Annotated in this window: 25 protein-coding genes; 13 read left to right on the top strand and 12 right to left on the bottom strand. The window is 65.2% G+C overall.

The genetic code is table 11. The features are described 5' to 3' along the window. The first annotated feature begins 2 nt into the window (after positions 1 to 2). The 6 genes from AWB74_RS46955 (at position 3) to AWB74_RS19355 (ending at position 5,787) form a co-directional block, all read left to right on the top strand. Positions 3 to 161, top strand: coding sequence for a hypothetical protein (locus tag AWB74_RS46955; RefSeq protein WP_087039100.1), 159 nt, complete (start codon positions 3 to 5; stop codon positions 159 to 161). A 27-nt stretch (positions 162 to 188) separates the two neighbouring features. Next, positions 189 to 755 carry a cupredoxin domain-containing protein gene (locus AWB74_RS19375; protein WP_061148357.1) on the top strand — a complete coding sequence of 189 codons (567 nt, stop codon included), beginning with the start codon at positions 189 to 191 and terminating at the stop codon, positions 753 to 755. Then, positions 745 to 2,370, top strand: a complete 1,626-nt coding sequence (locus tag AWB74_RS19370; RefSeq protein ID WP_061148356.1) for a cbb3-type cytochrome c oxidase subunit I — start codon at positions 745 to 747, stop codon at positions 2,368 to 2,370. Before AWB74_RS19375 ends, AWB74_RS19370 begins: the two co-directional genes overlap by 11 nt. After that, a complete protein-coding gene (locus AWB74_RS19365; protein WP_061148355.1) occupies positions 2,367 to 3,176 on the top strand; it encodes a c-type cytochrome in 810 nt (269 codons plus the stop codon). The genes AWB74_RS19370 and AWB74_RS19365 overlap by 4 nt, the downstream gene beginning before the upstream one ends. Before the next feature lie 838 nt (positions 3,177 to 4,014). Beyond that, the gene (locus tag AWB74_RS19360; RefSeq protein ID WP_061148354.1) at positions 4,015 to 5,070 is read left to right on the top strand and encodes an NAD(P)/FAD-dependent oxidoreductase; all 1,056 of its coding nucleotides are present in this window, start codon (positions 4,015 to 4,017) and stop codon (positions 5,068 to 5,070) included. Positions 5,071 to 5,076: 6 nt separating this feature from the next. Then, positions 5,077 to 5,787 (top strand): extensin-like domain-containing protein, encoded by a 711-nt coding sequence (locus AWB74_RS19355; protein ID WP_061148353.1) that lies wholly within the window; start codon positions 5,077 to 5,079, stop codon positions 5,785 to 5,787. Between the two features lies 1 nt (position 5,788). Here AWB74_RS19355 and AWB74_RS19350 read toward each other — a convergent pair whose 3' ends face one another. Beyond that, positions 5,789 to 6,478, bottom strand: coding sequence for an HD domain-containing protein (locus AWB74_RS19350; protein ID WP_061148352.1), 690 nt, complete (start codon positions 6,476 to 6,478; stop codon positions 5,789 to 5,791). A 212-nt stretch (positions 6,479 to 6,690) separates the two neighbouring features. Here AWB74_RS19350 and AWB74_RS19345 point away from each other — a divergent pair, with 212 nt between their 5' ends. Both AWB74_RS19345 and AWB74_RS19340 read left to right on the top strand, forming a co-directional pair. Then, on the top strand, positions 6,691 to 7,659 hold the full coding sequence (locus AWB74_RS19345; protein WP_061148351.1) for a GlxA family transcriptional regulator: 969 nt from the start codon (positions 6,691 to 6,693) through the stop codon (positions 7,657 to 7,659). 135 nt (positions 7,660 to 7,794) lie between these two features. Then, positions 7,795 to 8,322: a hypothetical protein gene (locus AWB74_RS19340; protein ID WP_235024626.1), complete on the top strand. Its 528-nt coding sequence runs from the start codon at positions 7,795 to 7,797 to the stop codon at positions 8,320 to 8,322. Positions 8,323 to 8,328: 6 nt separating this feature from the next. Here the strand turns inward: AWB74_RS19340 and AWB74_RS19335 are convergent, their stop codons facing one another. Beyond that, complete coding sequence (locus AWB74_RS19335) at positions 8,329 to 8,622, bottom strand: hypothetical protein (protein ID WP_143749282.1); 294 nt, start codon at positions 8,620 to 8,622, stop codon at positions 8,329 to 8,331. 230 nt (positions 8,623 to 8,852) lie between these two features. Here AWB74_RS19335 and AWB74_RS19330 point away from each other — a divergent pair, with 230 nt between their 5' ends. The 3 genes from AWB74_RS19330 (at position 8,853) to AWB74_RS19320 (ending at position 10,702) form a co-directional block, all read left to right on the top strand. Then, positions 8,853 to 9,470, top strand: a complete 618-nt coding sequence (locus AWB74_RS19330) for an OmpW/AlkL family protein (protein ID WP_061148348.1) — start codon at positions 8,853 to 8,855, stop codon at positions 9,468 to 9,470. Positions 9,471 to 9,673: 203 nt separating this feature from the next. Next, positions 9,674 to 10,234, top strand: a complete 561-nt coding sequence (locus AWB74_RS19325; RefSeq protein WP_061148347.1) for a hypothetical protein — start codon at positions 9,674 to 9,676, stop codon at positions 10,232 to 10,234. Between the two features lie 57 nt (positions 10,235 to 10,291). Continuing rightward, complete coding sequence (locus AWB74_RS19320) at positions 10,292 to 10,702, top strand: GFA family protein (RefSeq protein ID WP_061148346.1); 411 nt, start codon at positions 10,292 to 10,294, stop codon at positions 10,700 to 10,702. On the opposite strand, the gene AWB74_RS19315 is transcribed toward AWB74_RS19320, so the two are convergent. Further along, complete coding sequence (locus AWB74_RS19315; RefSeq protein WP_061148345.1) at positions 10,699 to 11,709, bottom strand: zinc-binding alcohol dehydrogenase family protein; 1,011 nt, start codon at positions 11,707 to 11,709, stop codon at positions 10,699 to 10,701. The two genes, AWB74_RS19320 and AWB74_RS19315, sit on opposite strands and share 4 nt — an antisense overlap. 172 nt (positions 11,710 to 11,881) lie before the next feature. Between AWB74_RS19315 and AWB74_RS19310 the strand changes: the two genes are divergently transcribed. Continuing rightward, on the top strand, positions 11,882 to 12,700 hold the full coding sequence (locus tag AWB74_RS19310; protein ID WP_061148344.1) for an NAD-dependent protein deacetylase: 819 nt from the start codon (positions 11,882 to 11,884) through the stop codon (positions 12,698 to 12,700). Between the two features lie 3 nt (positions 12,701 to 12,703). Here the strand turns inward: AWB74_RS19310 and AWB74_RS19305 are convergent, their stop codons facing one another. Further along, complete coding sequence (locus AWB74_RS19305; RefSeq protein ID WP_061148343.1) at positions 12,704 to 13,972, bottom strand: aminotransferase class V-fold PLP-dependent enzyme; 1,269 nt, start codon at positions 13,970 to 13,972, stop codon at positions 12,704 to 12,706. 297 nt (positions 13,973 to 14,269) lie between these two features. On the opposite strand from AWB74_RS19305, the gene AWB74_RS19300 reads away from it, so the two are divergent. After that, positions 14,270 to 15,934: a methyl-accepting chemotaxis protein gene (locus tag AWB74_RS19300; protein WP_061148342.1), complete on the top strand. Its 1,665-nt coding sequence runs from the start codon at positions 14,270 to 14,272 to the stop codon at positions 15,932 to 15,934. Positions 15,935 to 15,938: 4 nt separating this feature from the next. On the opposite strand, the gene acuI is transcribed toward AWB74_RS19300, so the two are convergent. From acuI to AWB74_RS19260, 8 genes are all read right to left on the bottom strand, one after another. Then, a complete protein-coding gene (gene acuI, locus AWB74_RS19295) occupies positions 15,939 to 16,931 on the bottom strand; it encodes an acrylyl-CoA reductase (NADPH) (protein WP_061148341.1) in 993 nt (330 codons plus the stop codon). 61 nt (positions 16,932 to 16,992) lie between these two features. Next, entirely contained in the window at positions 16,993 to 17,430 is a 438-nt protein-coding gene (locus AWB74_RS19290; RefSeq protein ID WP_061148340.1) for a PRC-barrel domain containing protein, read from the bottom strand. A gap of 162 nt (positions 17,431 to 17,592) precedes the next feature. Then, the gene (locus AWB74_RS19285) at positions 17,593 to 17,808 is read right to left on the bottom strand and encodes a hypervirulence associated TUDOR domain-containing protein (protein WP_061148339.1); all 216 of its coding nucleotides are present in this window, start codon (positions 17,806 to 17,808) and stop codon (positions 17,593 to 17,595) included. Between the two features lie 54 nt (positions 17,809 to 17,862). Next, positions 17,863 to 18,285 (bottom strand): DUF1810 domain-containing protein, encoded by a 423-nt coding sequence (locus tag AWB74_RS19280; protein ID WP_061148338.1) that lies wholly within the window; start codon positions 18,283 to 18,285, stop codon positions 17,863 to 17,865. A gap of 10 nt (positions 18,286 to 18,295) precedes the next feature. Next, positions 18,296 to 19,207, bottom strand: coding sequence for an aldo/keto reductase (locus AWB74_RS19275; RefSeq protein ID WP_061148337.1), 912 nt, complete (start codon positions 19,205 to 19,207; stop codon positions 18,296 to 18,298). A gap of 114 nt (positions 19,208 to 19,321) precedes the next feature. Next, positions 19,322 to 21,103 (bottom strand): chloride channel protein, encoded by a 1,782-nt coding sequence (locus tag AWB74_RS19270; RefSeq protein WP_061148336.1) that lies wholly within the window; start codon positions 21,101 to 21,103, stop codon positions 19,322 to 19,324. 19 nt (positions 21,104 to 21,122) lie between these two features. Beyond that, a complete protein-coding gene (locus AWB74_RS19265; protein WP_087039108.1) occupies positions 21,123 to 21,533 on the bottom strand; it encodes a MarR family winged helix-turn-helix transcriptional regulator in 411 nt (136 codons plus the stop codon). Between the two features lie 23 nt (positions 21,534 to 21,556). Next, on the bottom strand, positions 21,557 to 22,711 hold the full coding sequence (locus AWB74_RS19260) for an HPP family protein (RefSeq protein WP_061148334.1): 1,155 nt from the start codon (positions 22,709 to 22,711) through the stop codon (positions 21,557 to 21,559). Positions 22,712 to 22,794: the final 83 nt, after the last annotated feature.

Raw genomic sequence — 22,794 nt, 5'->3', positions numbered from 1 at the left:
CCATGAACGAAGATCCAAACGAAGACGCAAAGGTCGACGAGATTGTGAAGCGGGGCCCGTCGGGCGCAATCGCGCTCGCGGGCATTTCGACCGCGATCGTGATCGGCATCTGGTTCGTCTTCTACTTCGCCGTGTTCCTGCCGCGCGGCGTGATCCAGTGATACGCAAGGTTTATTAAGGCATCGCATATGGCCATTGATCCAAGCTCGCACGACGTCGCCGAAAGGGTCGAACGGCGCTGGGCGATTCTCGTTCTCGCGATCGTCGTCGTGCTGGTGGCGATGGTCGTCTACACCGGTCTGCACTGGGCGATGATGCCGCCTTCGCGCGTCGAGACGGTGCGCCCGGAAACACTGCATCTTTCGGGCGAATTCGTCGAAAGCAATCTCGGCAGCGCGCCCGAGGCGGACGGCTCGGTGACGGTGCGCATCGTCGCGCAGCAGTACTCGTTCACGCCGCAGTGCCTCGTCGTGCCGGCGGGCGTGCCGGTGACGTTCCGCGCGACGAGCTCGGATGTCGTGCACGGCTTTCTCATCACCAATACGAACATCAATTCGATGCTGGAGCCGGGCTATGTCTCGACCTTCAAGACGACCTTCAGCAAGCCCGGCGAGCATCTGATGCCGTGTCACGAGTTCTGCGGCACCGGGCATCAGAACATGTGGGCGCACGTGAAGGTGGTCGATCGCGCCGAATTCATGCAGATGGCCGACAAGCTGCCGGCCAATTCGCGGAGAGTGTCCTGTGTTCAATAGCAAGCGCCTCGTACTCGCGCATTTCTGGCTGGCGTTCGGCGCCTTCGGCGTTGCGCTGTTGCTCGGCGCATGGCAGATGCTCGTGCGCAGCCCGCTGCATCCGTGGCTGCAGAATCCGGAGCTTTACTATCGCTCGGTGACGGAGCACGGCACCGTGATGGGCTATGCGTTCCCGACGCTCGTCGCGATGGGCTTCGGCTACGCGGTCAGCGAGCTCGCGCTGAAGCGTCCGCTCGTCGGGCTGCGCTGGGCGTGGCTCGGCTTCTGGCTCGTCGCCATCGGCGCGGTGACGGCGACCGTGCCCGTCGCGATGGGTCTCGCTTCGGTGCTCTACACCTTCTATCCGCCGATGATCGGCAACGTGTTCTATTACGTCGGCGTCGTGCTCGTGGTGGTCGGCTCGTGGGTGTGGGTCGCGCTGATGTCGGTGAATCTGGCATCGTGGAAGCGCGAGAACCGTGGCAAGACGATTCCGCTTCCGATGTTCGCCACGGTCGCCGGCGCGTATCTGTGGGGCTGGACGGCGGTGGGCGCGGCCATCGAAGTGCTCTTTATGATCCTGCCTGTGGCGATCGGCTGGAAGACGACCATCGATGCCGGGCTCGCGCGCATCTTCTTCTCGTGGACGCTGCACGCGATCGTTTATTTCTGGCTGGTTCCGGCGTATATCGCGTACTACACGATCATTCCGCGCGCGATCGGCGGCCGCCTCTACAGTGATGCGATGGCGCGCATCTCGTTCATCCTGTTCCTCGTCGTGTCGATGCCGATCGGCATGCACCATCTCTTCGCCGATCCGCAAGTCGGCTCGGGCTTCAAGTTCCTGCATTCGGTGTTTACCGCGCTCGTGGCCGTGCCGACCTTCCTGACGGTCTTTACGATCTGCGCGTCGGTGGAGATCGCGGCGCGGCTGCGCGGCGGCAAGGGACCGTTCGGGTGGATCAAGGCGCTGCCGTGGGACAACCCGATGATGCTCGCCGTCGCGTTCTCCTTCGTGATGCTCGGCTTCGGTGGCGCGGGTGGTCTCATCAACATGAGTTATCAGCTCGACTCGACCGTGCACAACACCCAATGGATCACGGGCCACTTTCATCTGATTTTCGCGGGCGCGATCGTCATCATGTACTTCGTGATCGCGTATGACTTGTGGCCACATCTGACGGGCCGTGCATTGCAAAGCGTGAAGCTGATGCGCTGGCAGTTGTGGCTGTGGTTCATCGGCATGATCGTGCTGACGTTCCCGTGGCATTTCGTCGGCATTCTGGGGATGCCGCGGCGCATGGCGTTCTATGACTACAAGGATCCGGAGATTGCGGCGCAGGCGCTTTCGGTGGTGATTTCGGTGATTGGCGGATTCATTCTGGTGGTGTCGGCGGTGCTGTTTTTCATCGTGCTGATCAAGGGGCATCGCGCGCCGAAGATAGCGGTCGAGGAGTTTCGCTTCAGCCGCGCGGTGCACGAGCCGCGCAGCCTTCCGGTGGCGTTGAACAGCTTCGCGCTGTGGCTCGTGCTGATGATCGGGCTCACGCTCGTCAACTACGGCTTTCCGATTGCGCAGCTGATTGCGCGGTCCGACACGGCGGTGCCCGCGGTGCCGATCGGAGCACAGCGATGAGCGACGAACGCCTCTTCACGTTTCGCAACCGCTGGTTCACGGTCAGCGTACTCGGCACGATCGCGATTGCGGTGATATCGATTTTGATCGGCTTCGTGTGGCTGCCTTCGGTGCATCGCGATGCGCAGTTCACGGGCATCTGGAACGCGATCTGCAGCGCGGCCGGCGTGCCGCGAAGCTGGTACGCGGGTGAGGATTCGATCATGGCGCCGAGGGTGAAGCTCACGAGCGTCGAAGTCACGCCGCAACTGCTCGTCGATGTGAGTGCGAATTCGATCGGGCGCGGCGCGACGCTGGCCTTGCGCTGCACGATGTGTCATGGCGAGCGCGGCATGAGCGAGGCCAACTCGCCGAATCTCGCGGGGCAATATGCGTCGGTGATCTACAAGCAACTGATCGATTTTCAGAAGGGCGCGCGGAGCAATGCGGTGATGTCGCCGATGGCGATGAATCTTTCGGATCAGGATATGCGGGATTTGGCTGCTTACTATGCGAGCCTGCCGAGGCCGCCGGCGCAGCGCAAGGTGAGCGATTCGCTCGCGCCGCCGATCGTCGCGCATGGTGCGCCGATGCGCAATATCGCGCCGTGTGCGGCGTGTCATGGTGGCATCGATAACAAGGCTGGCAGCCCCTGGCTCGATGGATTGCCGGCTTCCTATACTAAGGCGCAGTTGGTCGCGTTTGCCAACGGGACACGGACTAACGATATCAATGAGGTCATGCGCAATGTTGCGCGGAATATGACTGCTGAGGAGATCGATGCGGCGGCGATGTATTACGCACGGGAGTTGAATGCGGGGAAGTGATTTTGTTGTGGTTGCCGGATCCCGTATTCGCGTTGGTCTATTGGCACTGCCCCTATGCGGGGCGGCAGTCACTTTCTTTGCTCGGGACCAGAGTAAGCGCTAAAGCGCCAACTCTGGTCGACGCAAAGAAAGTAACCAAAGAAACAGCTATCCCCAGCCTAAGCACTTCATGCCGGCCGCGGCACAGGCGATTGGTCTAATGGCCCCCGGAGTAGCGAGTGCCCTCGAAGGTCTTATCGGGCTTGGATCGCGCACGGTCTGTCTCGTCGTGCCGCACTACTGACTGGTTCAGCACCAATAGCTCCGGCCCGCTTCGCGGCCGACCGGTCAATCGGGTCTGCGCGTGCTTCTTTGTTTAAGTCTCTATCTCACTGCACGTGCATAAGTTGCTTTCCCTTGCGTACCTGGCGCCAGCGCGCAGCGCTGTGCCGGAACTCTTTCGTGCTGAACCAGTTTGCTTGATCTTATGGCTTGTCAGACCGTGCGCGATCCAAGCCCGGTGGGACCTAAGATGGCACTCGCTACTCTGGGGGCCATTAGGTCGATCGCCTGTGCCGCGGCCGGTGTGAAGTGCTCAGGCTGGGAAAAGCTGCTTTCTTTGGTGACTTTCTTTGCAGCAGCAAAGAAAGTTACCCCCGCCCCGGGGAGGGGCAACGCTAACAGACCAACACGAAAACGGGATCCGGCGAAAAGCAAACCATCGATGCCATCGCCGCCGTCCAGGCGATCGCGCAATCGCCGCTAAGCCAAAAGGGGCTTCGTTGCCCCATCAAGGCGCTTTCTGTATCGTGGCCCGAAGAATGCTGAAAACGCAACGAACCGCAAAACGAGCCCCGAAATGGAACCGCAACGCGAAGCGATAAAAACCGACGTATTGATCATAGGCGCAGGCCCCGTAGGGCTATTCGCCGCCTTCGAAGCCGGCGTGATCGGCCTCACGTGCCAGATCGTCGATACGCTCGGGCGCATCGGCGGGCAGTGCATCGAGCTCTATCCCGACAAGCCCATCTACGATATCCCCGCGATCCCATCCTGCACCGCGCGCGAGCTCGTCGATCGTCTGCTCGAACAGATCCGTCCCTTCGACGTGCCCATCCATCTCGATCAGCGCGTGCGGTCCGTCACGCAGCGCGAAGACGATCATCGCTGGACGATCGAAACCGAAAACGGCATGACCTTCGATGCCGCCGCGATTCTCATCGCCGCGGGCAACGGCGCCTTCGTGCCGCAGCGTCTGCAATTGCCCGAAGCGGCCGCGCTCGAAGACAAACACGTGCACTACAGCGTCTCGCGCGCGGCGGATTTCGCCGGCAAGGAAATCATCGTCGCGGGCGGCGGCGATTCGGCGCTCGACTGGGCGCTCGCGTTGAAGGACATCGCGAAGAAGCTCACGCTCGTGCATCGGCGCAGCGGTTTCTCGGCAGCGGCCAACTCCGTCGCGATGATGAAGCGCGCAGTCGATGCCGGCGAGATGGATTTCGTCGTCGGGATGATCGAATCGCTCGATGCGTCCGATGGCACGCTGCGCGGCGCGCGCATCAAACAGATCGAAGGCGCGAGCGATATTCCCGTGGACGACATCGTCGCGCTCTACGGTCTGGTCTCCGAGCTCGGACCGATCGCGACATGGAATCTCGATGTGCGCGGCGGACGCATCGAAGTGGATACGTCGAACTATGAATCGTCGCGGCCCGGCATTTTTGCGGTCGGCGATATCGCCAACTATCCGAACAAGCAGAAGCTCATCTTGTCGGGCTTTCACGAAGCATCGCTCGCATTGCGCAAGGCATATTCGTACGCCTATCCCGAGAAAAAGCGCGTGCACGTGCATTCGAGCTACGACGCAAAGCTCGCCGAGCGCGTGAACGCCGCGCACGCGGCCGATAGCGCATAACCCGGCGTGTTCGCACGCGTCATCGCGTGGCTGTTGCTCGCCGCGCTCATCGGCGCAATCGCTTTCGGCTATGCGGTGTATTCCAGGCGCATCGCGCTGCCCGAACGCTACGACCCGTTCGCGCCGCTCGATGTGCGCGCGCCGCAAGGTCCGCTCACGCGCTTCAAACTCTGGCGCACGATGCACGACCCGCAACTCTGCGATGCCGCGCTCGCGCGTTCCGGCCTCGTCTATCGCGCAATGGCCGATGCAACCGGGCCGGGCGGCTGCGAGTTGAAGGGCGTGATGCGCATCACGCAGTCGGAAGACCTGCGCTTCAGTTCGCCGTTTCTCGCGACGTGTCCGCTCGCGCTCGGCATCGCGTATTTCGAGCATCAGTATCTTCAGACGGCGGCGCTCGAGACATACGGCGAACGCGTCGCGCGTATCGAGCACGTGGGCAGCTATGCGTGCCGCAACGTCAATCATCAGCAGGACGCGGCGCTGAGCCAGCACGCGAGCGCGAACGCCATCGACCTGACGGGCTTCGTGCTCGACGACGGACGCCGCATCACGCTCGCGCGCTGGGACGATGCGTCATCGCTCGATGGACAATTCCTGCGGCGCGTTCACGAAGGCGCATGTCAATCGTTCGACACGACGCTCGGCCCCGATTACAACGTGTTGCACAAGACGCACTTTCACGTCGATATGGGACCGTATCGCGTCTGCCGCTGAATCACGCGTGATGATGCGCCGGATTGCGGCACGCCGAATGATCGTGAGGCTGATCGTTCCACGCCGAGCCCAGAATGATGCTGCAAAAATTCAGCCGCCTGTAGTTCGGGTCCTCCAGCGCGAGCACGTCGGCCTTGACGTTGCCGAACGTCGACAAGGGCTTGTTGATCGTGCCTTTGGCGAACGCATCGATGATGCTCTCCTTGAAGTTCGTCTCGCGCGGATGCGCCGCGACGACGAGACGACGCTGGTCCGCGCTGAACTCGTCGTAGGCAAGACCGAGCACGTCCATCTCGACGCCCGCCGTGACGAGCGCGACCACCGGCTTCTTGTACTGCGGAATGCCGGGCGTCGTATGCAGTGCGATCGCGTCCCACACCTGTTCGATCTCGTATTCGCCGATGCCATGCTGGTGCAGGAAATCGCGCGCGGCGTTCGCGCCATCGACCTCGAAGCGATCTTGCGCGCTGCTATACGCTTCGGTGAGGCCCATGTCATGGAACATCGCGCCGATGTAAAGCAGCTCCGGGTCGTACTGCAATTGCTTGCGCTCGCCCGCGAGCGCGCCGAACAGGAACACGCGGCGCGAATGGTGATAGAGCAGGTCGGGCTCGGTGTCGCGCACGAGTTGCGTGGCTTCGCGCGCCATCTGACTGTCGGGAATCCTGATGCCTGCGATGATTTCGCTCATGAGTGTGGCTCCTTGATGTAGGGCGATGAAGTAAGTCGATGAAGTAAGGCGGTGAACGACGCGAACCTCTGCGCGTTGCTAAAATCGCGCAGCGCGTCGGATGCCTTTAGTCTCGGCAAAACGCCTTCGCGCCTCAATCGGAACGACGCGTGAAAGCCTGCCAAGCGCACGCCGTCTCCTGCCACGCGAACTCATCACGGACATTCCCGCCGATGCGTACAGTTGCGATCGCAATCTTCCAGGGCGTGCAGGCGCTCGATGTCGCCGGTCCCGTCGATGTCTTCGCGGAAGCGAACGGCTTCATCCCCGCATCGAGCGCATACGAGATCACGCTCGTCGGTCCGGAGGAGCGCATCGTGCGGGCATCGAACGGCACGCGGCTCATTGCGGACTTGCCGTTCGACGAAGCGGATGCGCGCTACGGCACCGCGCTCGTCGCGGGCGGCCCGCGTCTTCCCGTCGATGCACCCGATGCCGATCTCATCGCCTGGCTCACCGATACTGCGTCGCGCTGCGAGCGCTACGGCTCGATCTGCACGGGCGCGTTCGCGCTCGGGCATGCGGGCCTGCTCGACGGGCGTGAGGTGACCACGCACTGGCAGAACGCGCCGCGTCTCGCCGAGCGCTTTCCGCACGCACGCGTCGAGCTGGATCGCATCTACATGCGCGACGGCAATCTCGTCACGTCGGCGGGCGTGACGGCGGGCATCGATGTCGCCCTTGCGCTCGTCGCCGAGGATCACGGCGCGCAAGTCGCGCTCGCGGTCGCGAAGCGCCTCGTCGTGTTTGCGCAGCGGCGCGGCGGCCAGTCGCAGTTCAGCCCTTACCTGAGCGCGCCCGCCGACGAGACTTCGCCGGTCGCGAAGGTACAGGCTTACGTGATGGAACACATTGGCGAGCGGCTGTCGGTCGCGCAACTGGCGAGCGTCGCGGGCATGAGCGAGCGCAACTTCGCCCGCGCCTTCGTGCAGCTCGCGCAGATGACGCCGCATGAGTTCGTCGAACGCGCGCGTGTCGACGCGGCCCGCAACGTGCTGGAAAGCAGCGACACGCCGTTGAAAACCGTCGCGTACGACTGCGGCTTCGGCACGGCTGACCGCATGAGGCTCGTGTTCGCGCGGCGGCTCGGGGTGTCGCCGAACGACTATCGGCTGAGCTTTCGCACGCGCTTTGCGAAGTGACCCGAGCGCTCGCGCGCCGACGTGTCACGGCAGGTTCGCTAAAATTCGAGATGAACGCGGCACGTGCGGCAGTGCGCGTGCCAAGAATCCACCCTCGACATATCGGAACAACGAATGACGAAACAAGAGACCGCCATGCAAGATCCCTACGAACGACGCGCTCTGCTGCTGCATCTGGGCGATGTGCTGGAGACGGTGTTTTGCCTGAGCCAATGCGCCGACGATTACGCGAGCATCGGCGATGCGGTGAAGGGCAACGATGCGCTCGCGGGCTTCACGCTGCTCGGCTTCGTCGACGTCAAGATGACGCCGCGCGATTTCATCCGGCGTGCTTCGGGCGCGTTTTTCGTGTGGCCGAAAGGGCTGCTCGATGAAACCTTGAATCGCCCGATGCTCGCCAACACCGTGAAGCACGATCTCTTCGCGGATAACGCGGCGGGCTGGGATGCGTATGCGGCAGAGCGGCGCAAGGAAGTGCCTTGGTTCGGCGAGGATTTGCCCGAGACGGCGGTCAGCGCGGCGCCGGCGCACGAGGCCGAACCGTCCGCTCCTGCTCCCGTTCCCGCTCCCGCGCCGGCGGAAAAGCGCGGCGCCAGGGCCGCGGCCAAGAAGACATCGCGCTATGCGACGTGGCCGTGGCCGGACAAGCCGTCCGACGCGTGATCGCTGCTACTGCTTCTTGCCCATGCCGCTCGCGCCCGCATCGAAGCCGAGGCCGTTCGGCCGATCGGGCTTCGCGCCTTTGCCTGCGGATTGTTCGCCGGGGCGCGTCTTCAGCGCGTCGCTGGCTTTCGCGGCTGCGGCCGCGGGCGGCGTGACGTTCTTCTCCGAATACGCGGGCGTGCTGTCGTAGTCGAGCTTGTTCGGTTTCTGCGGCGCCTGCTGAGCGCTCGCCACGACGGCGAGCGTGCCGCCGAGCAGGATGCCCGTCATGCGCCCGAGTGTGCTGAGTGTGGGTCTCATCTGCTGCCTCCCATTTTGTTCTGCACTTTCCCTTTGGGTTAGCAAGACGCGGACCCGCTTTCCGGTGGCTTTCGAACGCTTTATTTGTCGGCGCGCAAGCTTGCGGCGTGCGAGTGTGCATGCGCACCGCGCGATTGACTGCCATCAAGGGCGCGGGGGGAGGGTGCCGGGACAATTCTATTTTTAACGTAGGAAAGATAGAAATGAGAAAAGGTCTCGGGGCAATCGTGATGGCATGCGCGGCGCTGTTCGCAGGTACCGCGCAGGCAGCGGGCGAGGCATCGTCGAACAGTTCGATGGACGGCATCCACGCGGGCGACATTCTCGTGCGGCTGCGCGCGATCAGCATCCAGCCCGACGTATCGGCGGGCGGCGCGCTCGGCACGCTCAACGTCGGCGTGAACAATGCCATCGTGCCCGAGCTCGACTTCACGTACATGTTCACCGACCAGATCGGCATGGAACTGATTCTCGCGACGTCGCGGCATCAGGTGACATCGAGCATCGGCGGGCTGGGCGGCGTGGGCGTGCTGCCGCCTACGCTGCTCCTCCAATATCACTTCAATCACGCGGGACGCGTGCGTCCGTACGTAGGCGCGGGCCTGAACTACACCTATTTTTATAACGACAAGCTGAAGGCCGGCGACACGCCGGTGTCGATCAAACACAGCAGCTTCGGCCCGGCGCTGCAGGCCGGCGTCGATGTGCAGGTGGCGAAGAACCTGTTCGTCAACGCGGACCTGAAGAAGATCTGGATGCGCACGAGCGCGTCGGCCGACGGCGCGGATCTCGGCTCGCTGAAGATCGATCCGTGGGTGATTGGCGTCGGTGTCGGCATGAAGTTCTGACGCGCGCGGCTTCAGCCCGTGCGTGTGCGCCGGGCCGCTCACGTCTGAAAAATTGGCGGAAGATGCCAGTGCTTCTGGCGTGGACGGTTTGGCGGCCGCGGTATCCTTGACAGCAGGCCCGGCGCAGACTCGCGCCGCCGAGACATGTGCGAGTGGCGCGGCCTGCAACGACAAAAAACACCGCATCGGGGAACTGCAAGCCAATGAGACCTTCCACTTACGCGGGAATCGCCTTGCTCGCGGCGTGTGGCGCCGCCTTCGCGCAGCAGCCGCTCACCGTGCCCGGACGCAGCCAGTCTCCGTGGCAGCAATCGGTCGATAACGCCGCCTGCTACGGCTACGCGAACCAGACGACGAAAGTGAACATGGCGCGCGAGCCGCAGACGGCACCGCGCGACGCACCGCGTGAAACGCGCGTGCTCACGCCGCCGCGTCCGGTCGAGCCGCCGTTGCCGGCGCTTGCATCGGGCGCATCGGGCGCGCACGGGGCTTCGGCCGCAGTGCCGGCATCGGGTGTGGCGGTGGCCGTCGCGGCATCGGGCGCACCGGCAGCGACGATGGCGGGGGCTTCCGCGCCGCGCGACGCTTCGTCGGCGATGCCCACGCTTCCCGCATCGATTGCGGCCGGGGCTCCCGGCGCATCCGACGCCATCTACGGCGGCGACATGAAAATGCCGCCGCTTCCGCCGCCCGAACCGCCGATGGCGCGCTACTGGCGCGCGTACAGCGACTGCATGTCGAACCGCGGCTACTTCGTGCGATGAATCACCGGCCAGCGCCCGGCTCATGCCGGGCGTTGCCGATCGCGGGAGACACGACGCATGAACTCTCAGCCTATCCACGCAGGCGGTTGCGCATGCGGCGCGGTGCGCGTGCGCGTCACGGGCGAGCCGAAGGAAGTGAATCTGTGCCACTGCATGACGTGCCGGCGCATTCACGGCGCGCCGTTCGGCGTCTACGCGGTTTTCACGCGCGCCGCGTTCGAGGTATCGGGCGATACGGTGGCGTGGGAAAGTTCAGCGACAGGCAAGCGCCATCATTGCCCGACATGCGGTTCGCCCGTCTATCTGGCGTTCGATGGCGTGGATGAAATCGAAGTGCCGACCGGCATTTTCGACGAAACCGGGCTGTATCCGCCGCAGTATGAAATCTGGTGCAAGAGCGCCGAGCCTTGGCACGACGCGCAAGGCCGCCCGCGCTTTGCACGCGGCGCGCCGGGATCAACTCCTTAGCACTCGACGATCGCCTTCACGACGCCCGCTTTCGGATCGAGCAGCGACGAGAAGCGCTCGGGCACGTCGGAGAGCGTCAGACGATGCGTGTTGAGCGCATCGGTGGGCACTTCGCCTTTGCGCATCGCGGCGAGCACGGTCTCGAAGTCTTCGGGCGTCGCGTTGCGGCTCGCGAGCAGCGTCGCCTCGCGCTTGTGAAACTCCGGATCGGCGAACGAGATGCGGTCCGGCACGATCGACACCAGCACATACTTGCCGCCATGCGCGATGAACTCGAAGCCGCGTTCCATCGCGCGCGAGTTGCCGGTCGCGTCGAAGACGACATCGAAAAATTCGCCGTTCGTCAGCTTCGACAGTTCTTCCTTGTCATGCTCGCCGATCTGCACGGTCGCGTCGGCTTTCAGTTCGCGCTTGCAGAACGCGAGGCGGTCTTCGCGCGTGTCGAGCGCGGTGACGGTCGCGCCGCGCAGCCGCGAAAAGGTGATGGCCGCCATGCCGATCGGACCGGTGCCGACGACCAGCACGCGCTGCTTCGGCTGAACGTCCGCGCGTCGCACGGCATGCGCGCCGATCGCGAGGAATTCGACCATCGCGGCCTGATCGAGCGTCACGCCTTCCGCCTTGTGCACGAATTGCGCGGGCAGATTCAGATATTCGGTGAACGCGCCGTCGCGATGCACGCCGAGCACCTGGATATTCACGCAGCAGTTGGTCTTGCCCTGACGGCACGCGATGCACTTGCCGCACGACAGATACGGCATCACGTAGACGGTGTCGCCCGCCTTCAGGCCGCTCGCCGGGTCCGCTTCCTCGATCACGCCGGAGAGCTCATGGCCCATCACGCGCGGATACGAAAGATACGGCTGATTTCCGGTGAAGATGTGCAGGTCCGTGCCGCACACACCGACGCGCTTTACGCGCAGCAGCACTTCGTTCTCGCCGCGCTGCGGTTTCTCGCGCTGTTCGGCTTTCAGGGTTCCGGGCGTTTCGCAAATGACGGTCAGCATGCTTTTGTCTCGTGGTGTCTTTGGAGTGGGGCGTCCGACAATCTAACGAGCCGCGTCCATTTGGTCAAGCCAATTTCAATATTAGTAAAGTGGTAAGGCCAGCGACGCGCGCGGTTTCGCCTTATATTTTCACGAGAACGATGCGCACCCCACGCGCGGGAAAGGACGGCACGTGCAGCAGCTTCATGAATTCGTCGAACGGCATCCGCGGCTTTTCGTGCTTTCGGGCGCGGGCATCAGCACGGAGTCGGGCATTCCCTGTTATCGCGACCGCGAAGGCCAGCGGACGGGCCGCGCGCCGATCCTGCTGAAGGATTTTCTCGGCTCCGACTATGCGCGGCGCCGCTACTGGGCGCGCAGCCTGATCGGCTGGCCGGTGGTCGAAAAGGCCCGGCCGAACGCCGCACATCACGCGTTGCGGGCGCTCGCGGCGCGCTCGCGGGTGCATCGGCTCGTCACGCAGAACGTCGATGGATTGCACACGCGCGCGGGCAATCCCGATGTGATCGAGCTGCACGGCAATATCGGGCGGGTACGTTGCATCGAATGCGGCGAGCGGCATACGCGCGCGGCAGTGCAGCGCATGCTGGAGGCGGCGAATCCGGGTTTCGTCGGTTACACGGCGCCGGCAGTGCCGGACGGCGACGCGCAGATCGAAGATCTCGACTTCGCTTCGTTCGATGTGCCCGGCTGCACGCGCTGCGGCGGCGTCCTCAAGCCCGACGTGGTGTTCTTCGGCGAGAGCGTGCCGCGCGCGCTCGTCGACGACGCAGCGCGCTCGCTCGAAGCCGCCGACGCGATGCTCGTCGTCGGATCGTCGCTGATGGTGTATTCGGGCTATCGCTTCTGCGAGTGGGCCGCGAAGAGCGGCAAGCCGATCGCCGCCATCAACATCGGCAAGACGCGCGCCGATGCGCTCCTCGCGCTCAAGATCGAAGCGCCGTGTTCCGAAGCGCTCGAACGTCTGATCGAGCGCCTCGACGTGCGCTGACGCTTATTTCGACTCGCGCGACAGCGTTTCGATGCCTTCGAGCAAACGCGCCGCGTCCGACATCGTCGAGAACAGCGCGGGCGTCACGCGCACGACTTCGCCCGAGTCCGGGCCGGGGCGCGTCACGGTGAACACGCCGAAGCGGTCGCGCAATGCGGCGACGATCGCGTCGCAGGCGTCTTTGGTCGCACGCCCGTGCAGCCGGAAAGCGGTGATGCCCGCGCTCATCGACGAATTCATCGACGTATCCGCGGGCGTCATGATCTGCACGCCGGGCAGCGCGCGCGCGGGTTCCGCCCACGCATCGCGCAATGCCCGCAGACGCGCCTCCTTCGCCTTCGCGCCGATGCGCTGGTGCACGTCGAGCGCGGCCGGCAGCGTGAACCACGCAGCGAAGTTCGGCGAGCCGGTGTGCACGCGCGCGCGGATGTCGTCGGCGGGCCAGGTGCGGTCGCCGAAATACGGATCGATCGACATGACATGGCCGCGGCGGATATAGATCGCGCCGCAGCCGAGCGGCGCGCCGATCCACTTGTGCAGATTCAGTGCAGCGAACGGCGCGTTCAGATCGGGCACGTCGAAATCGAGCTGGCCCCAGGAATGCGCTGCGTCGACGATCACGTCGGCGCCTGCATCTTTCGCCATCGCCGATATATCCGCGACGGGCAGCACGAGACCCGTCGCGAAGCACACGTGCGAGAGCAGCACGAGCCGCGTGCGCGGATGCTCGCGCAACGCCTTCGCATACGTTTCGAGCACGGCTTCGCGCGTCGCGGGTTCGGGCATCACGATCCGCACGGGCGTCACGCCGCGCCGCTCGCGCAGCCATTCCATCGCGTCCTTGCCGCACGGGTAATCCAGATCGCTGTAAAGCACGGTATCGCCTGGCGCCAGGCGGTTATAGCCGCTGATGAGCGCGAGCAGCGCTTCGGTCGCGTTGCGCGTCAGCTCGATTTCCTCGACCGCACAGCCCATCGCGGCTGCGAGACGCTCGCGCAAACCCTGATACAGCGTCATCAGATGCGGCCGGATGAACAGCGTCGTTTCGCGATTCACCCGGTCGGTCCAGTGCTGGAACATCGCCTTGACGGGCTCGGTCATCGCGCCCCAGAAGCCGTTCTCCAGATTGATCAGCGCGTCGGAGTGATGCCACAGCGCGCGCACCGCATGCCAGTAGGGTTCGTCGGCGGCGAGGTTCGACGCGGGCGTGGGCGGGAGCGCCGCGAGCGCGGCTTCGAATTGGGGCGTGCGGTAGTCGAGGAAATCGGGCATCGGAGCGCGAGGGTGAATTGAAGGAAAGCGAGCACGAGCGTTCAGTATCGCCGATCGCGGATGCATGTAGGCAATTAACGGAGCGGAATCGGCCGATTCGACCGCACGCATCGGACAAAATGCGGACCGTCTGCATCTTTTACCCTTCAGATGGAAATGGGGCCGCCGTAATCAGCAAGTAGAGCGCCCCGTCCGATCCGCGGGCAAACGTTCGCTCGTGCGGTGCAGCATGCCGTGGGAAGCGATCGCAAATGGCGCCGTTTGTCTGTCGAACAGACCCTGAGAGAACCCACAAACATGAACCTCGAGAACATCACGATCAAGAACAAGTTGATCGCAGGATTCGGCATTCTGGCTGTACTGGTCGTGCTGGTTGCAGGCATGTCGCTGCGCGCGCTGTCGAGTGCGACGGAGAGCTTCGCCGATTACGTGAACGGGATCAACGCACGGGCCGATGTCGCCGCGCAGATCCGCACGGCCGTCGATCGCCGCGCGATTGCCGCGCGCAATCTCGTGCTCGTCACGAAGCCCGCCGATGTCGAGCTCGAGAAAGCCGAAGTCACGCGCGCGCACGAGGACGTGCAGGCGCGGCTGAAGCGCTTGCAGGACATGATCGCCGCCGCGACCGATACGAGCGAGAAGGCGAAGAGCCTCGTCGTCGAGATGGCGCGCGTCGAGGCGCTGTATGGGCCGGTGGCGACGGATATCGTCGCCACCGCGCTCGCGGGCCGGCACGAGGAGGCGGTCGCCAAGCTGGACGAGCAGTGCCGCCCGCTGCTCGCGCAACTCGTGAAAGCCACCGACGACTACGCGACCTACACTGCTACGCGACGCGAAGAGATCGTGCGCGCCGACGAGGCCAGCTACCACGCACAGCGCAACGTGCTGATCGCGCTGTGCGCGGTGGCGGCGCTCTTCGCGGCTGGCGCAGGCATCGCGGTCACGCGCTCGATCACCGTGCCGATCGGCGAGGCGGTCAGCATCGCGCAGACGGTGGCGCGCGGCGATCTGACGAGCCGCATCGTCGCCGAGCGGAAGGACGAAACCGGCGACCTGCTGCGCGCACTCGCCACGATGAACACGCGCCTTACCGAAACCGTCGCCCGCGTGCGCGAAAGCAGTGGCGCGGTGGGCGGAGCGGCGAAGGAGCTCGCGTCGGGCAACACCGATCTGAGCCAGCGCACCGAAGAGCAGGCTGCGTCGCTCGAGGAGACGGCGTCGAGCATGGAAGAACTCACGTCGACGGTGCGTCAGAACGCCGAGAACGCGCAGCAGGCGAGCGCGCTGGCGTCGAATGCGTCGGATATCGCGAAGAAGGGCAGCGATGTCGTCGGCCGCGTGGTCGATACGATGAACGGCATCAGCGACAGCTCGGGGAAGATCGCGGAGATCACGGGGATCATCGAAGGCATCGCGTTCCAGACCAATATTCTCGCGCTCAACGCGGCGGTCGAGGCCGCGCGCGCGGGAGAGCAGGGCCGCGGCTTTGCGGTCGTGGCGAGCGAAGTGCGCAGCCTCGCGCAGCGTTCGTCGACGGCGGCGAAGGAGATCAAGGAACTGATCGCGGATTCGACGACGAAGGTGCGCGACGGCTCCGTGCTCGCCGACGAAGCCGGCACGACGATGGCCGAAGTCACGCAGGCCGTCGCGCGCGTGACGGACATCATGCAGGAGATCGCGGCGGCGTCGGCGGAGCAGGGACGCGGCATCGAGCAAGTGAATCAGGCGATCACGCAGATGGACGAAGTCACGCAGCAGAATGCAGCGCTCGTCGAGGAAGCGGCGGCGGCGGCCTCGTCGCTCGAAGATCAGGGGCGCAGGCTCAACGAAGCGGTGGCCTTTTTCAAGATGGAGGGCGCGGCGGTTGCGTTCACATCGCCGGCGCCGCGCGTCGCGCGTGCGCCTCGCGTCGTCGCACAAACTGCCACGCCTGCCCGCAGCGAAGGCTGGAGCACCTTCTGACGCTTCAGGCGTTGACGTCGACGATCACGCGTCCCTTGATCTCGCCGCGCAACAGACGCGCGGCGGCTTCGGGCGCGTCGGCGAGCGCAATGGCCGCCGCGACGCTCTCGATGGTCGCGACCGGCACTTCGTCGGCGATCGCTTTCCATGCCGCGATGCGCCGCGCGCGCGGCACATAGACGCTGTCCACGCCCAACAGCGCGACGCCGCGCAGGATGAACGGCGCGACCGTCGCGGGCAGATCCATGCCTTGCGCGAGGCCGCACGCGGCGACCGCGCCGCCGTAACGCAGGCTCGCGCAGACATTGGCGAGCGTATGGCTGCCGACGCAATCGACCGCGGCGGCCCAGCGTTCTTTTTGCAGCGGCTTGCCCGGCTCGGACAGCGTCGCGCGCTCGACGATATCCGCCGCGCCCAGCGCGCGCAGCCGTTCGGCTTCCTCGGGACGTCCCGTCGACGCGATCACGCGATACCCGCGCTTCGCCAGAATCGCGACGGCAAAGCTGCCGACGCCGCCGTTCGCGCCGGTCACGAGTACGTCGCCGTCTTGCGTTCCGACGCCGTGTTTTTCCAGCGCCTGGACGCATAACATCGCGGTATAGCCCGCGGTGCCGACGGCCATCGCCTGGCGCGTCGTGATGTTCGCCGGCAGCGCGATCAGATGATCGCCCGGCACGCGCGCCTTCTGCGCGAGTCCGCCCCAATGCGTTTCGCCCGCGCCCCAGCCGTTGAGCACGACCTTGTCGCCCGGCTGGTAGTCCGGATGCGAACTCGTTTCGACGACGCCCGCGAAGTCGATGCCCGGCACCATCGGCCATTTGCGCACGACGGGGCCCGTGCCCGTGATCGCGAGTCCGTCCTTGTAGTTGAGCGTGGAGAATTCGACGCGCACGAGCACGTCGCCATCGCCGGACGATGCAAGGCTGGATTCGTCGATCGACTGAATGGACGCGACGGTGCGGTCGTCCTGTTTGTCGAGCATGAGGGCGCTGAACATCGGTGAACTCCGGTTGGCAAAAAGCGAAGAGGCGGCACGCTGGCCGCCTCCGATGGCTCGATCAGTGGTGCTCGTATTCCGCGCGCGGCTTGGCCGTGGCCTTCACCTTGTTGTACTGGAATTCGGGCAGCGCCTTGATCGCGTCTTTGGTCGCGCCTGCGAGCACGAACTGGCCGTTCTTCACGTCGAGTTGTTCGATGGGAATCGCGACGTCGTGACGCGCCACGCCGAGGAACTTGTTCGCCGCGATGATCGCGAACGAAACCGATTTGTCGGGCGCGACGATGATGTCGTTGATCACGCCGACGCGCTGTCCCTGTTCGTTCACGACGGGTTTATTGAGTACGGATTTCTTGACGCTCCAGCCGTCGATGATGGCGGTCGAGACTTCGACCGACACGCCGAGCGGTTGGGCTCCCGCGACCTGGGCGAACGATGCCGTGGAAGTCAGGCCGAGTGCCGACGATGCAACGAGCAGTGCCACGAGTTTCGATTTCATTGGTTCGATTCCTCAAGGTTTGTGCAAACCGGTTCAATAGAATGCGCGATTCAAGCTTCCGGCGCGGTAGAAGTTTGACCGCTAATCGTGTTTTTTGCAGGAGCGGTGTAAGGTCGCGCCGCGCGCACCGGAATAGTGCGAACGTGCGGCGCGATGCAAGGCTCAATGAGCGATGCGCTTGAGCGCGTCGGCCTTGTGCACCGCGCGCTTGCCGCTCTTGTCGCTTTCGACCTCGAAATGTGGATCGTCGCGCGATGCGTTGACGGTGTGGCCGTCGAGCGTCGTGTGTTCGGTGACGATGCGCACGATGCGGCCCGTCGTCTCGCCTTGCGGCGTATTCCAGCGGACGTGATCGTGCAGCTTGAAGGACTGGCTCATGGCGTCGGGCTCCTCGGAACGTGAGTGTTCCGAAAAGCGCAACGGCCATGCCCGTCATCCGAGGCGCGCGAGCGTCGCGTCGTCGGCGTGGCCTTCGAAATAGCGGCGCAGGGCTTCGTCGAACACGTCGGGATCGTCGGCGGTGCGCGCGAAGAGCGTCATCGACGAATGAAATTTCAGGTCGTCCGGATAGCCGAAAATCTGCTCGACGCCGCGCCCCTGCACGCCATTGACGATGCGCGTCAGCTCGACGAGCCGCGCGCCCAGCACCGGATGCGCGAGATATGCGCGGGCTTCGTCGCGCGACGAGATGGCGTAGTGCTGCGCCATCGCGCTGTGCCCGAGGCCGGCGATCTGCGGAAAGACGAACCACATCCAGTGCGTGCGCTTGCGGCCGGCCGAAAGCTCGGCGCGGACATCGTCGATGACGCTCGCCTGCGCGTCGACGAAACGCTGAAGGTCGTAGGGATCGCTCATCTTTGACTCCTTACGCGACCGCATCGGCGATGCGCTGCGTCATCGCCGCATCGGGATAGACGCCGACGCCCGCGCGTGCGTTGTCGATCATATAGTCGCGCCGTCCCGTGCCGGGAATCACGCAGGTGACGGCGGGGTTGGCCAGCACGAATTTGAGCAGAAGCTGTGCCCACGACGTGCAGCCGAGTTCCTGTGCGAACCCGGGCAGCGCGCGGTTGCGCAGACTTGCAAGCAGCGAGCCGCCGCCGAATGGCTGATTGACGATCACCGCGACGCCGCGATCGGCTGCGAGCGGTAGAAGGTGCGCTTCAGCGTCGCGGTCATTGGCGGCGTAGTTGATCTGCACGAAGTCGATGCGCTCCGAGCGCAGCACCGCTTCGACTTGCGGGAAAGCGCCCGACGTGTAATGCGTGACGCCTATGTAACGGATTTTTCCGGCGGCTTTCCAGTCGCGCAGGGTGGCGAGATGCGTGCGCCAGTCGAGCAGGTTGTGAATCTGCATCAGGTCGATGCGATCGGTTTGCCAAAAGCGCATCGACTGCTCCATCTGCGCGATGCCGGCGGCGCGGCCGTCGGTCCAGACCTTGGTGGCGATGAAGGCCTTGCTGCGCGTGTTCGATTCGGCGAGCAGCGCGCCCGCGACGGCTTCGGACGAGCCGTACATCGGCGATGAATCGATCACCGAACCGCCGGCCGCGAAGAGCGCGCGCAGCACGTCGGCGAGTTCGCGGCGGCGGGCGGCGTCATCGCCGGCATCGAAGGTGCGCCAGGTGCCGCAGCCGACGATGGGCAGTTTTTCGCCCGTCGAGGGGATCGGGCGGGTGTGCATGAGTTGTGGCTGCGACTCGGCGGCGTGGGGCGCGGGGCTGAATGGCGCGGCGAGGGCGGCGGCGGTGCGGAGGAAGTGGCGGCGGGTGGTCATGGGACGGTCCATTTGATTCCCTCGCTTTCGGGAACGCACGATGACCCAAAGTTCCTCTTCAGTTTCGAGCCGCCGCGCCTGTTCGACGTTACGCTGTTTCCGCCCCGGCCGCGCTCAATGCTTCCTCAGCGCAGGCGCGCGCCGAAAACCCCTGAAGCGTTCGCGCCGATGCTCTTCGTCGAAATGCGCCTTGGCCGGCTTGACGAGATCGCTGCGCGCCACGATGCCGACGAGCCTGAGCGACTGCTTGTCCGCGACCACCGGCAGGCGTTCCAGTTCGTGCACCGCGAGGCGCGTCGCGGCGAGGCGGCACGGCTCGCCCGGCAGCGCGAACGCCGGTGCGCCATGCTGCTGCCGCTGCAAGGCATCGCCGATAGTCGCGCCCGCTTCCTGCACCGACGACGCCCCGATCAGCGTTCCCAGCGACGCCCGGTCCAGCATCCCGACGAGCACGCCGTCGCGCACCACCGGATACGCGCGATGCACCTGCTGCGGCCCGAAGTGCTTCGCGAGCACATCGGAGAGCGGCGTGGCGGCGTCGATCGTCAGCACGTCGCGCGTCATGACTTCATCGACGTGATGGCGCTCCAGCGGGTCCACGCCGTATTCGCGATAGATGTGATAGCCACGCCGCGCGATCTTCTCCGTCATGATCGAGCGCTTCATGACGACGGTCGCGAAGCCGTGCGCGACGAGCGTCGCCGCCAGCAGCGGCAGCAGCGCGTTGGCGTCGTGCGTGAGGCCGAACGCGAAGACGATCGCGGTGAGTGGGGCGCCGAGCGTCGCGCCGAGTGTCGCCGCCATGCAGACGAGCGGCCACAGCGCGGCATCGTGGCCCGGCAGGATCGCGCCGAGGGCAGTGCCGAGGCCCGCGCCGAGCATCAATAGCGGCGCGAGCACGCCGCCCGACGTGCCGGACGCGAGCGCAACGACCCAGATGATTGCCTTCACGGCGAGAATCGACAGCGCCACTGAAATCGCGATGTGCTGATGCAGCAGATCGCCGATCACGTCATAGCCGACGCCGAGCGCGCGCGGCTCGAAGTAGCCGCCGATCCCGACGAACACCGCGCCGATCGCCGGCCACCACATCCAGTGGATCGGCAGCTTGTGAAACAGGTCTTCCAGCTTGTACAGCGCTGCCGACAGCCCCGACGCGAGCGCGCCCGACAGCAGCCCCGCGGCGAGGCACGACAGCAGCGAAAGCATGTGCGGCGGCTCCGTCTGGAGCGGGAACAGCGCCTCCGTGCCGAACACCGCCGCGCGCGCGAAGCCCGCGACCGCGCAGGCGAGCGCGACCGGCAGAAAACTGCGCGGCCGCCATTCGAACAACAGCAGTTCGACCGCGAGCAGCACCGCCGCGACCGGCGTGCCGAACACCGCCGTCATGCCCGCCGCCGCGCCCGCGACGAGGAGCGTCTTGCGCTCGGCGGCCGTCACGTCGATGCATTGCGCGATGAGCGAGCCGAGCGCGCCGCCCGTCATGATGATCGGGCCTTCCGCACCGAACGGCCCGCCGCTGCCGATCACGATGCCCGACGACAGCGGCTTCAGAATCGCCACTTTCGGCGACATGCGGCTCTTGCCGAAGAGAATCGCTTCGATGGCTTCGGGAATGCCGTGGCCGCGGATCTTCTCCGAACCGAAGCGCGCCATCATCCCGACGATCAGGCCGCCGATCACCGGAATCACGATCACCCAGGGTCCGAGCGTATTGAGCGCGGGCGAGCGGTCCGCGATCGAGAACGTGCCGAAGAAGAACAGGTTCGTGAAGAGATGGATGAGCGCGAGGAGCACGACCGCCGCGAGCGTCGCGATCCCGCCGATGATGGCGGCGAGCCCGCATATTTTCAGCAGCCGGTCGTTGACCGAAAAGTCCCGTTTGTGTTGGTCCATGAGATGTGCTCCAGGGTATTCAAAGATCGATTCGCGGCACGCGGAACGCGCCTTCGAGCGACTTCAGCTCTGCGCGATGCAGCGCGGCGAGGCGTTCGAGCACGGCTTCGCCGCGCGCTTCGAGATGCACGCGCACCTGACGCCGATCCTCGACGCTGGGCGCGCGGCGCACGAGCCCGGCCGCCTCGCAGCGCGTGACGAGCGCCACGACGCCGTGATGATGGGACTGCATGCGTTCGGCGAGCTCGCCAACCGTCGCCCAGTCGCGGCCCGGATAGCCCTTGATGTGCAAGAGCATCAGGTATTGCAGCCGCGTAATGCCTTCGTCCTGCGCGGCGCGCTCGGAGAAGCGCTCGAAGCGCCGCATCTGATAGCGGAATTCGGACAGTTGCTCGAAGTCCGGCTTGCTGAGATTGCGTGACTCGTTCATGGATTTCGGCTTCCCGACGTGGCTCATGCGCTTCTGCGCTCGCCCGCGAACGATTGTCGATAGAGGCCCGAAATCAGGTCGGTCTCGGTGATCATGCCCGCGAGCTGATCGTGCTGGCCGACCACCGGAATGTGGTGGTGCCCGAAGTGCGCGAACATCGGCACCAGCTCGGCGATCGGCGTGCCCGTCTTGACCGTGCAGACATCCGTCGTCATCAGCGCGGCGACGAGCGGCGGCGTCGTCGACGGGCCGCGCATCAGCTTTTCGATCGCATGCTTCATGCCTTCCACGACGCCGTCGCGGCGCACGGGCGCGAGATCGGCGCGCGTGACGATGCCGCGCACGCGGCGCGTCGCGTCGATCACCGGGAGCGCCTTCACGTGATGTTTGTCGATGAGCGCGAGCGCCGCCTGCGCGCTCGTGTCCGGGCTCACCGAGACGATCGCGCGCGACATGATGTCCGCGCACGTGAACTCCGTGAAGCGGCGCGCGTAGGCCTGCAACTGCGTTTCGCGCAGGAGCGTTTCGAGATCGTCCGGATCGACGTCGAGCATCTCGCTGCGGCGCGCGAGCACGGTTTCCAGATCCGCGCGCGTGAACGACGCCGCATCCGCCGGCGCGCTCACGGGCTTCGGCGCGGCGTGGCCGTGCGGATAACGATGCCCCGTCAGCGCATGAAACACGATCGCCGACGACAGCAGTGCCGCCGACTGGATCGCCACCGGCGCGAGCACGAAGCCGTAGCCGAGCGCGTGTACCGACGGCCCGCCGAGCACCGCCGTCAGCGCGACCGCGCCCGATGGCGGGTGCACGCAGCGCAGCGCGAACATCGCGCAGATGGCGAGACAGGCGGCGAGCGCGGCGGCATCGACGGGATCGTGGACGAGCATCGCGCAGGTGACGCCGACCGTCGCCGACACGATGTTCCCGCCGATGATCGACCACGGCTGCGCCAGCGGGCTCGCGGGCACGGCGAAGAGCAGCACGGCGGAGGCGCCCATCGGCGCGATCAGATAGGGAATCGCGGAGGCGTCGCCGATGACGAGATGCGCGATGCCGCCCGTCAGCGCAATGCCGATCAAGGCGCCGAGCCCCGCGCGCAGGCGCTCGGTCCAGCGCAGCGTGACGGGAGCGGGAAGAAAGCCATGCAGCCAGCGAAGCAATGCGTGTCGCGACACTTTTTCAGCGTTCCGGGGAAAAGTCAGTGGAATACACACTGGCCGGCCGGTCGATGACGCGAGAGCAAGCGTGCGAAAACATG

The organism is Caballeronia arvi, from assembly GCF_001544695.2.
GTDB lineage: Bacteria > Pseudomonadota > Gammaproteobacteria > Burkholderiales > Burkholderiaceae > Caballeronia > Caballeronia arvi.
The sequence above is the reverse complement of the archived record's forward strand: the minus strand, read 5'-3'. Positions and strand labels throughout refer to the sequence as shown.

Coding starts and splice junctions, on each gene's coding strand:
- AWB74_RS19305 (WP_061148343.1), bottom strand. CDS start 13,972: ATGCCCGATTTCCTCGACTACCGCACGCCCCAATTCGAAGCCGCGCTC.
- acuI (WP_061148341.1), bottom strand. CDS start 16,931: ATGTTCAGCGCCCTCATGCTCGACAAACAGGACGACCGCACCGTCGCG.
- AWB74_RS19320 (WP_061148346.1), top strand. CDS start 10,292: ATGAACTCTCAGCCTATCCACGCAGGCGGTTGCGCATGCGGCGCGGTG.
- AWB74_RS19345 (WP_061148351.1), top strand. CDS start 6,691: ATGCGTACAGTTGCGATCGCAATCTTCCAGGGCGTGCAGGCGCTCGAT.
- AWB74_RS19275 (WP_061148337.1), bottom strand. CDS start 19,207: ATGACCACCCGCCGCCACTTCCTCCGCACCGCCGCCGCCCTCGCCGCG.
- AWB74_RS19360 (WP_061148354.1), top strand. CDS start 4,015: ATGGAACCGCAACGCGAAGCGATAAAAACCGACGTATTGATCATAGGC.
- AWB74_RS19350 (WP_061148352.1), bottom strand. CDS start 6,478: ATGAGCGAAATCATCGCAGGCATCAGGATTCCCGACAGTCAGATGGCG.
- AWB74_RS19375 (WP_061148357.1), top strand. CDS start 189: ATGGCCATTGATCCAAGCTCGCACGACGTCGCCGAAAGGGTCGAACGG.
- AWB74_RS19265 (WP_087039108.1), bottom strand. CDS start 21,533: ATGAACGAGTCACGCAATCTCAGCAAGCCGGACTTCGAGCAACTGTCC.
- AWB74_RS19285 (WP_061148339.1), bottom strand. CDS start 17,808: ATGAGCCAGTCCTTCAAGCTGCACGATCACGTCCGCTGGAATACGCCG.
- AWB74_RS19300 (WP_061148342.1), top strand. CDS start 14,270: ATGAACCTCGAGAACATCACGATCAAGAACAAGTTGATCGCAGGATTC.
- AWB74_RS19280 (WP_061148338.1), bottom strand. CDS start 18,285: ATGAGCGATCCCTACGACCTTCAGCGTTTCGTCGACGCGCAGGCGAGC.
- AWB74_RS19365 (WP_061148355.1), top strand. CDS start 2,367: ATGAGCGACGAACGCCTCTTCACGTTTCGCAACCGCTGGTTCACGGTC.
- AWB74_RS19270 (WP_061148336.1), bottom strand. CDS start 21,103: ATGGACCAACACAAACGGGACTTTTCGGTCAACGACCGGCTGCTGAAA.
- AWB74_RS19315 (WP_061148345.1), bottom strand. CDS start 11,709: ATGCTGACCGTCATTTGCGAAACGCCCGGAACCCTGAAAGCCGAACAG.
- AWB74_RS19335 (WP_143749282.1), bottom strand. CDS start 8,622: ATGAGACCCACACTCAGCACACTCGGGCGCATGACGGGCATCCTGCTC.
- AWB74_RS19290 (WP_061148340.1), bottom strand. CDS start 17,430: ATGAAATCGAAACTCGTGGCACTGCTCGTTGCATCGTCGGCACTCGGC.
- AWB74_RS19325 (WP_061148347.1), top strand. CDS start 9,674: ATGAGACCTTCCACTTACGCGGGAATCGCCTTGCTCGCGGCGTGTGGC.
- AWB74_RS46955 (WP_087039100.1), top strand. CDS start 3: ATGAACGAAGATCCAAACGAAGACGCAAAGGTCGACGAGATTGTGAAG.
- AWB74_RS19330 (WP_061148348.1), top strand. CDS start 8,853: ATGGCATGCGCGGCGCTGTTCGCAGGTACCGCGCAGGCAGCGGGCGAG.
- AWB74_RS19340 (WP_235024626.1), top strand. CDS start 7,795: ATGCAAGATCCCTACGAACGACGCGCTCTGCTGCTGCATCTGGGCGAT.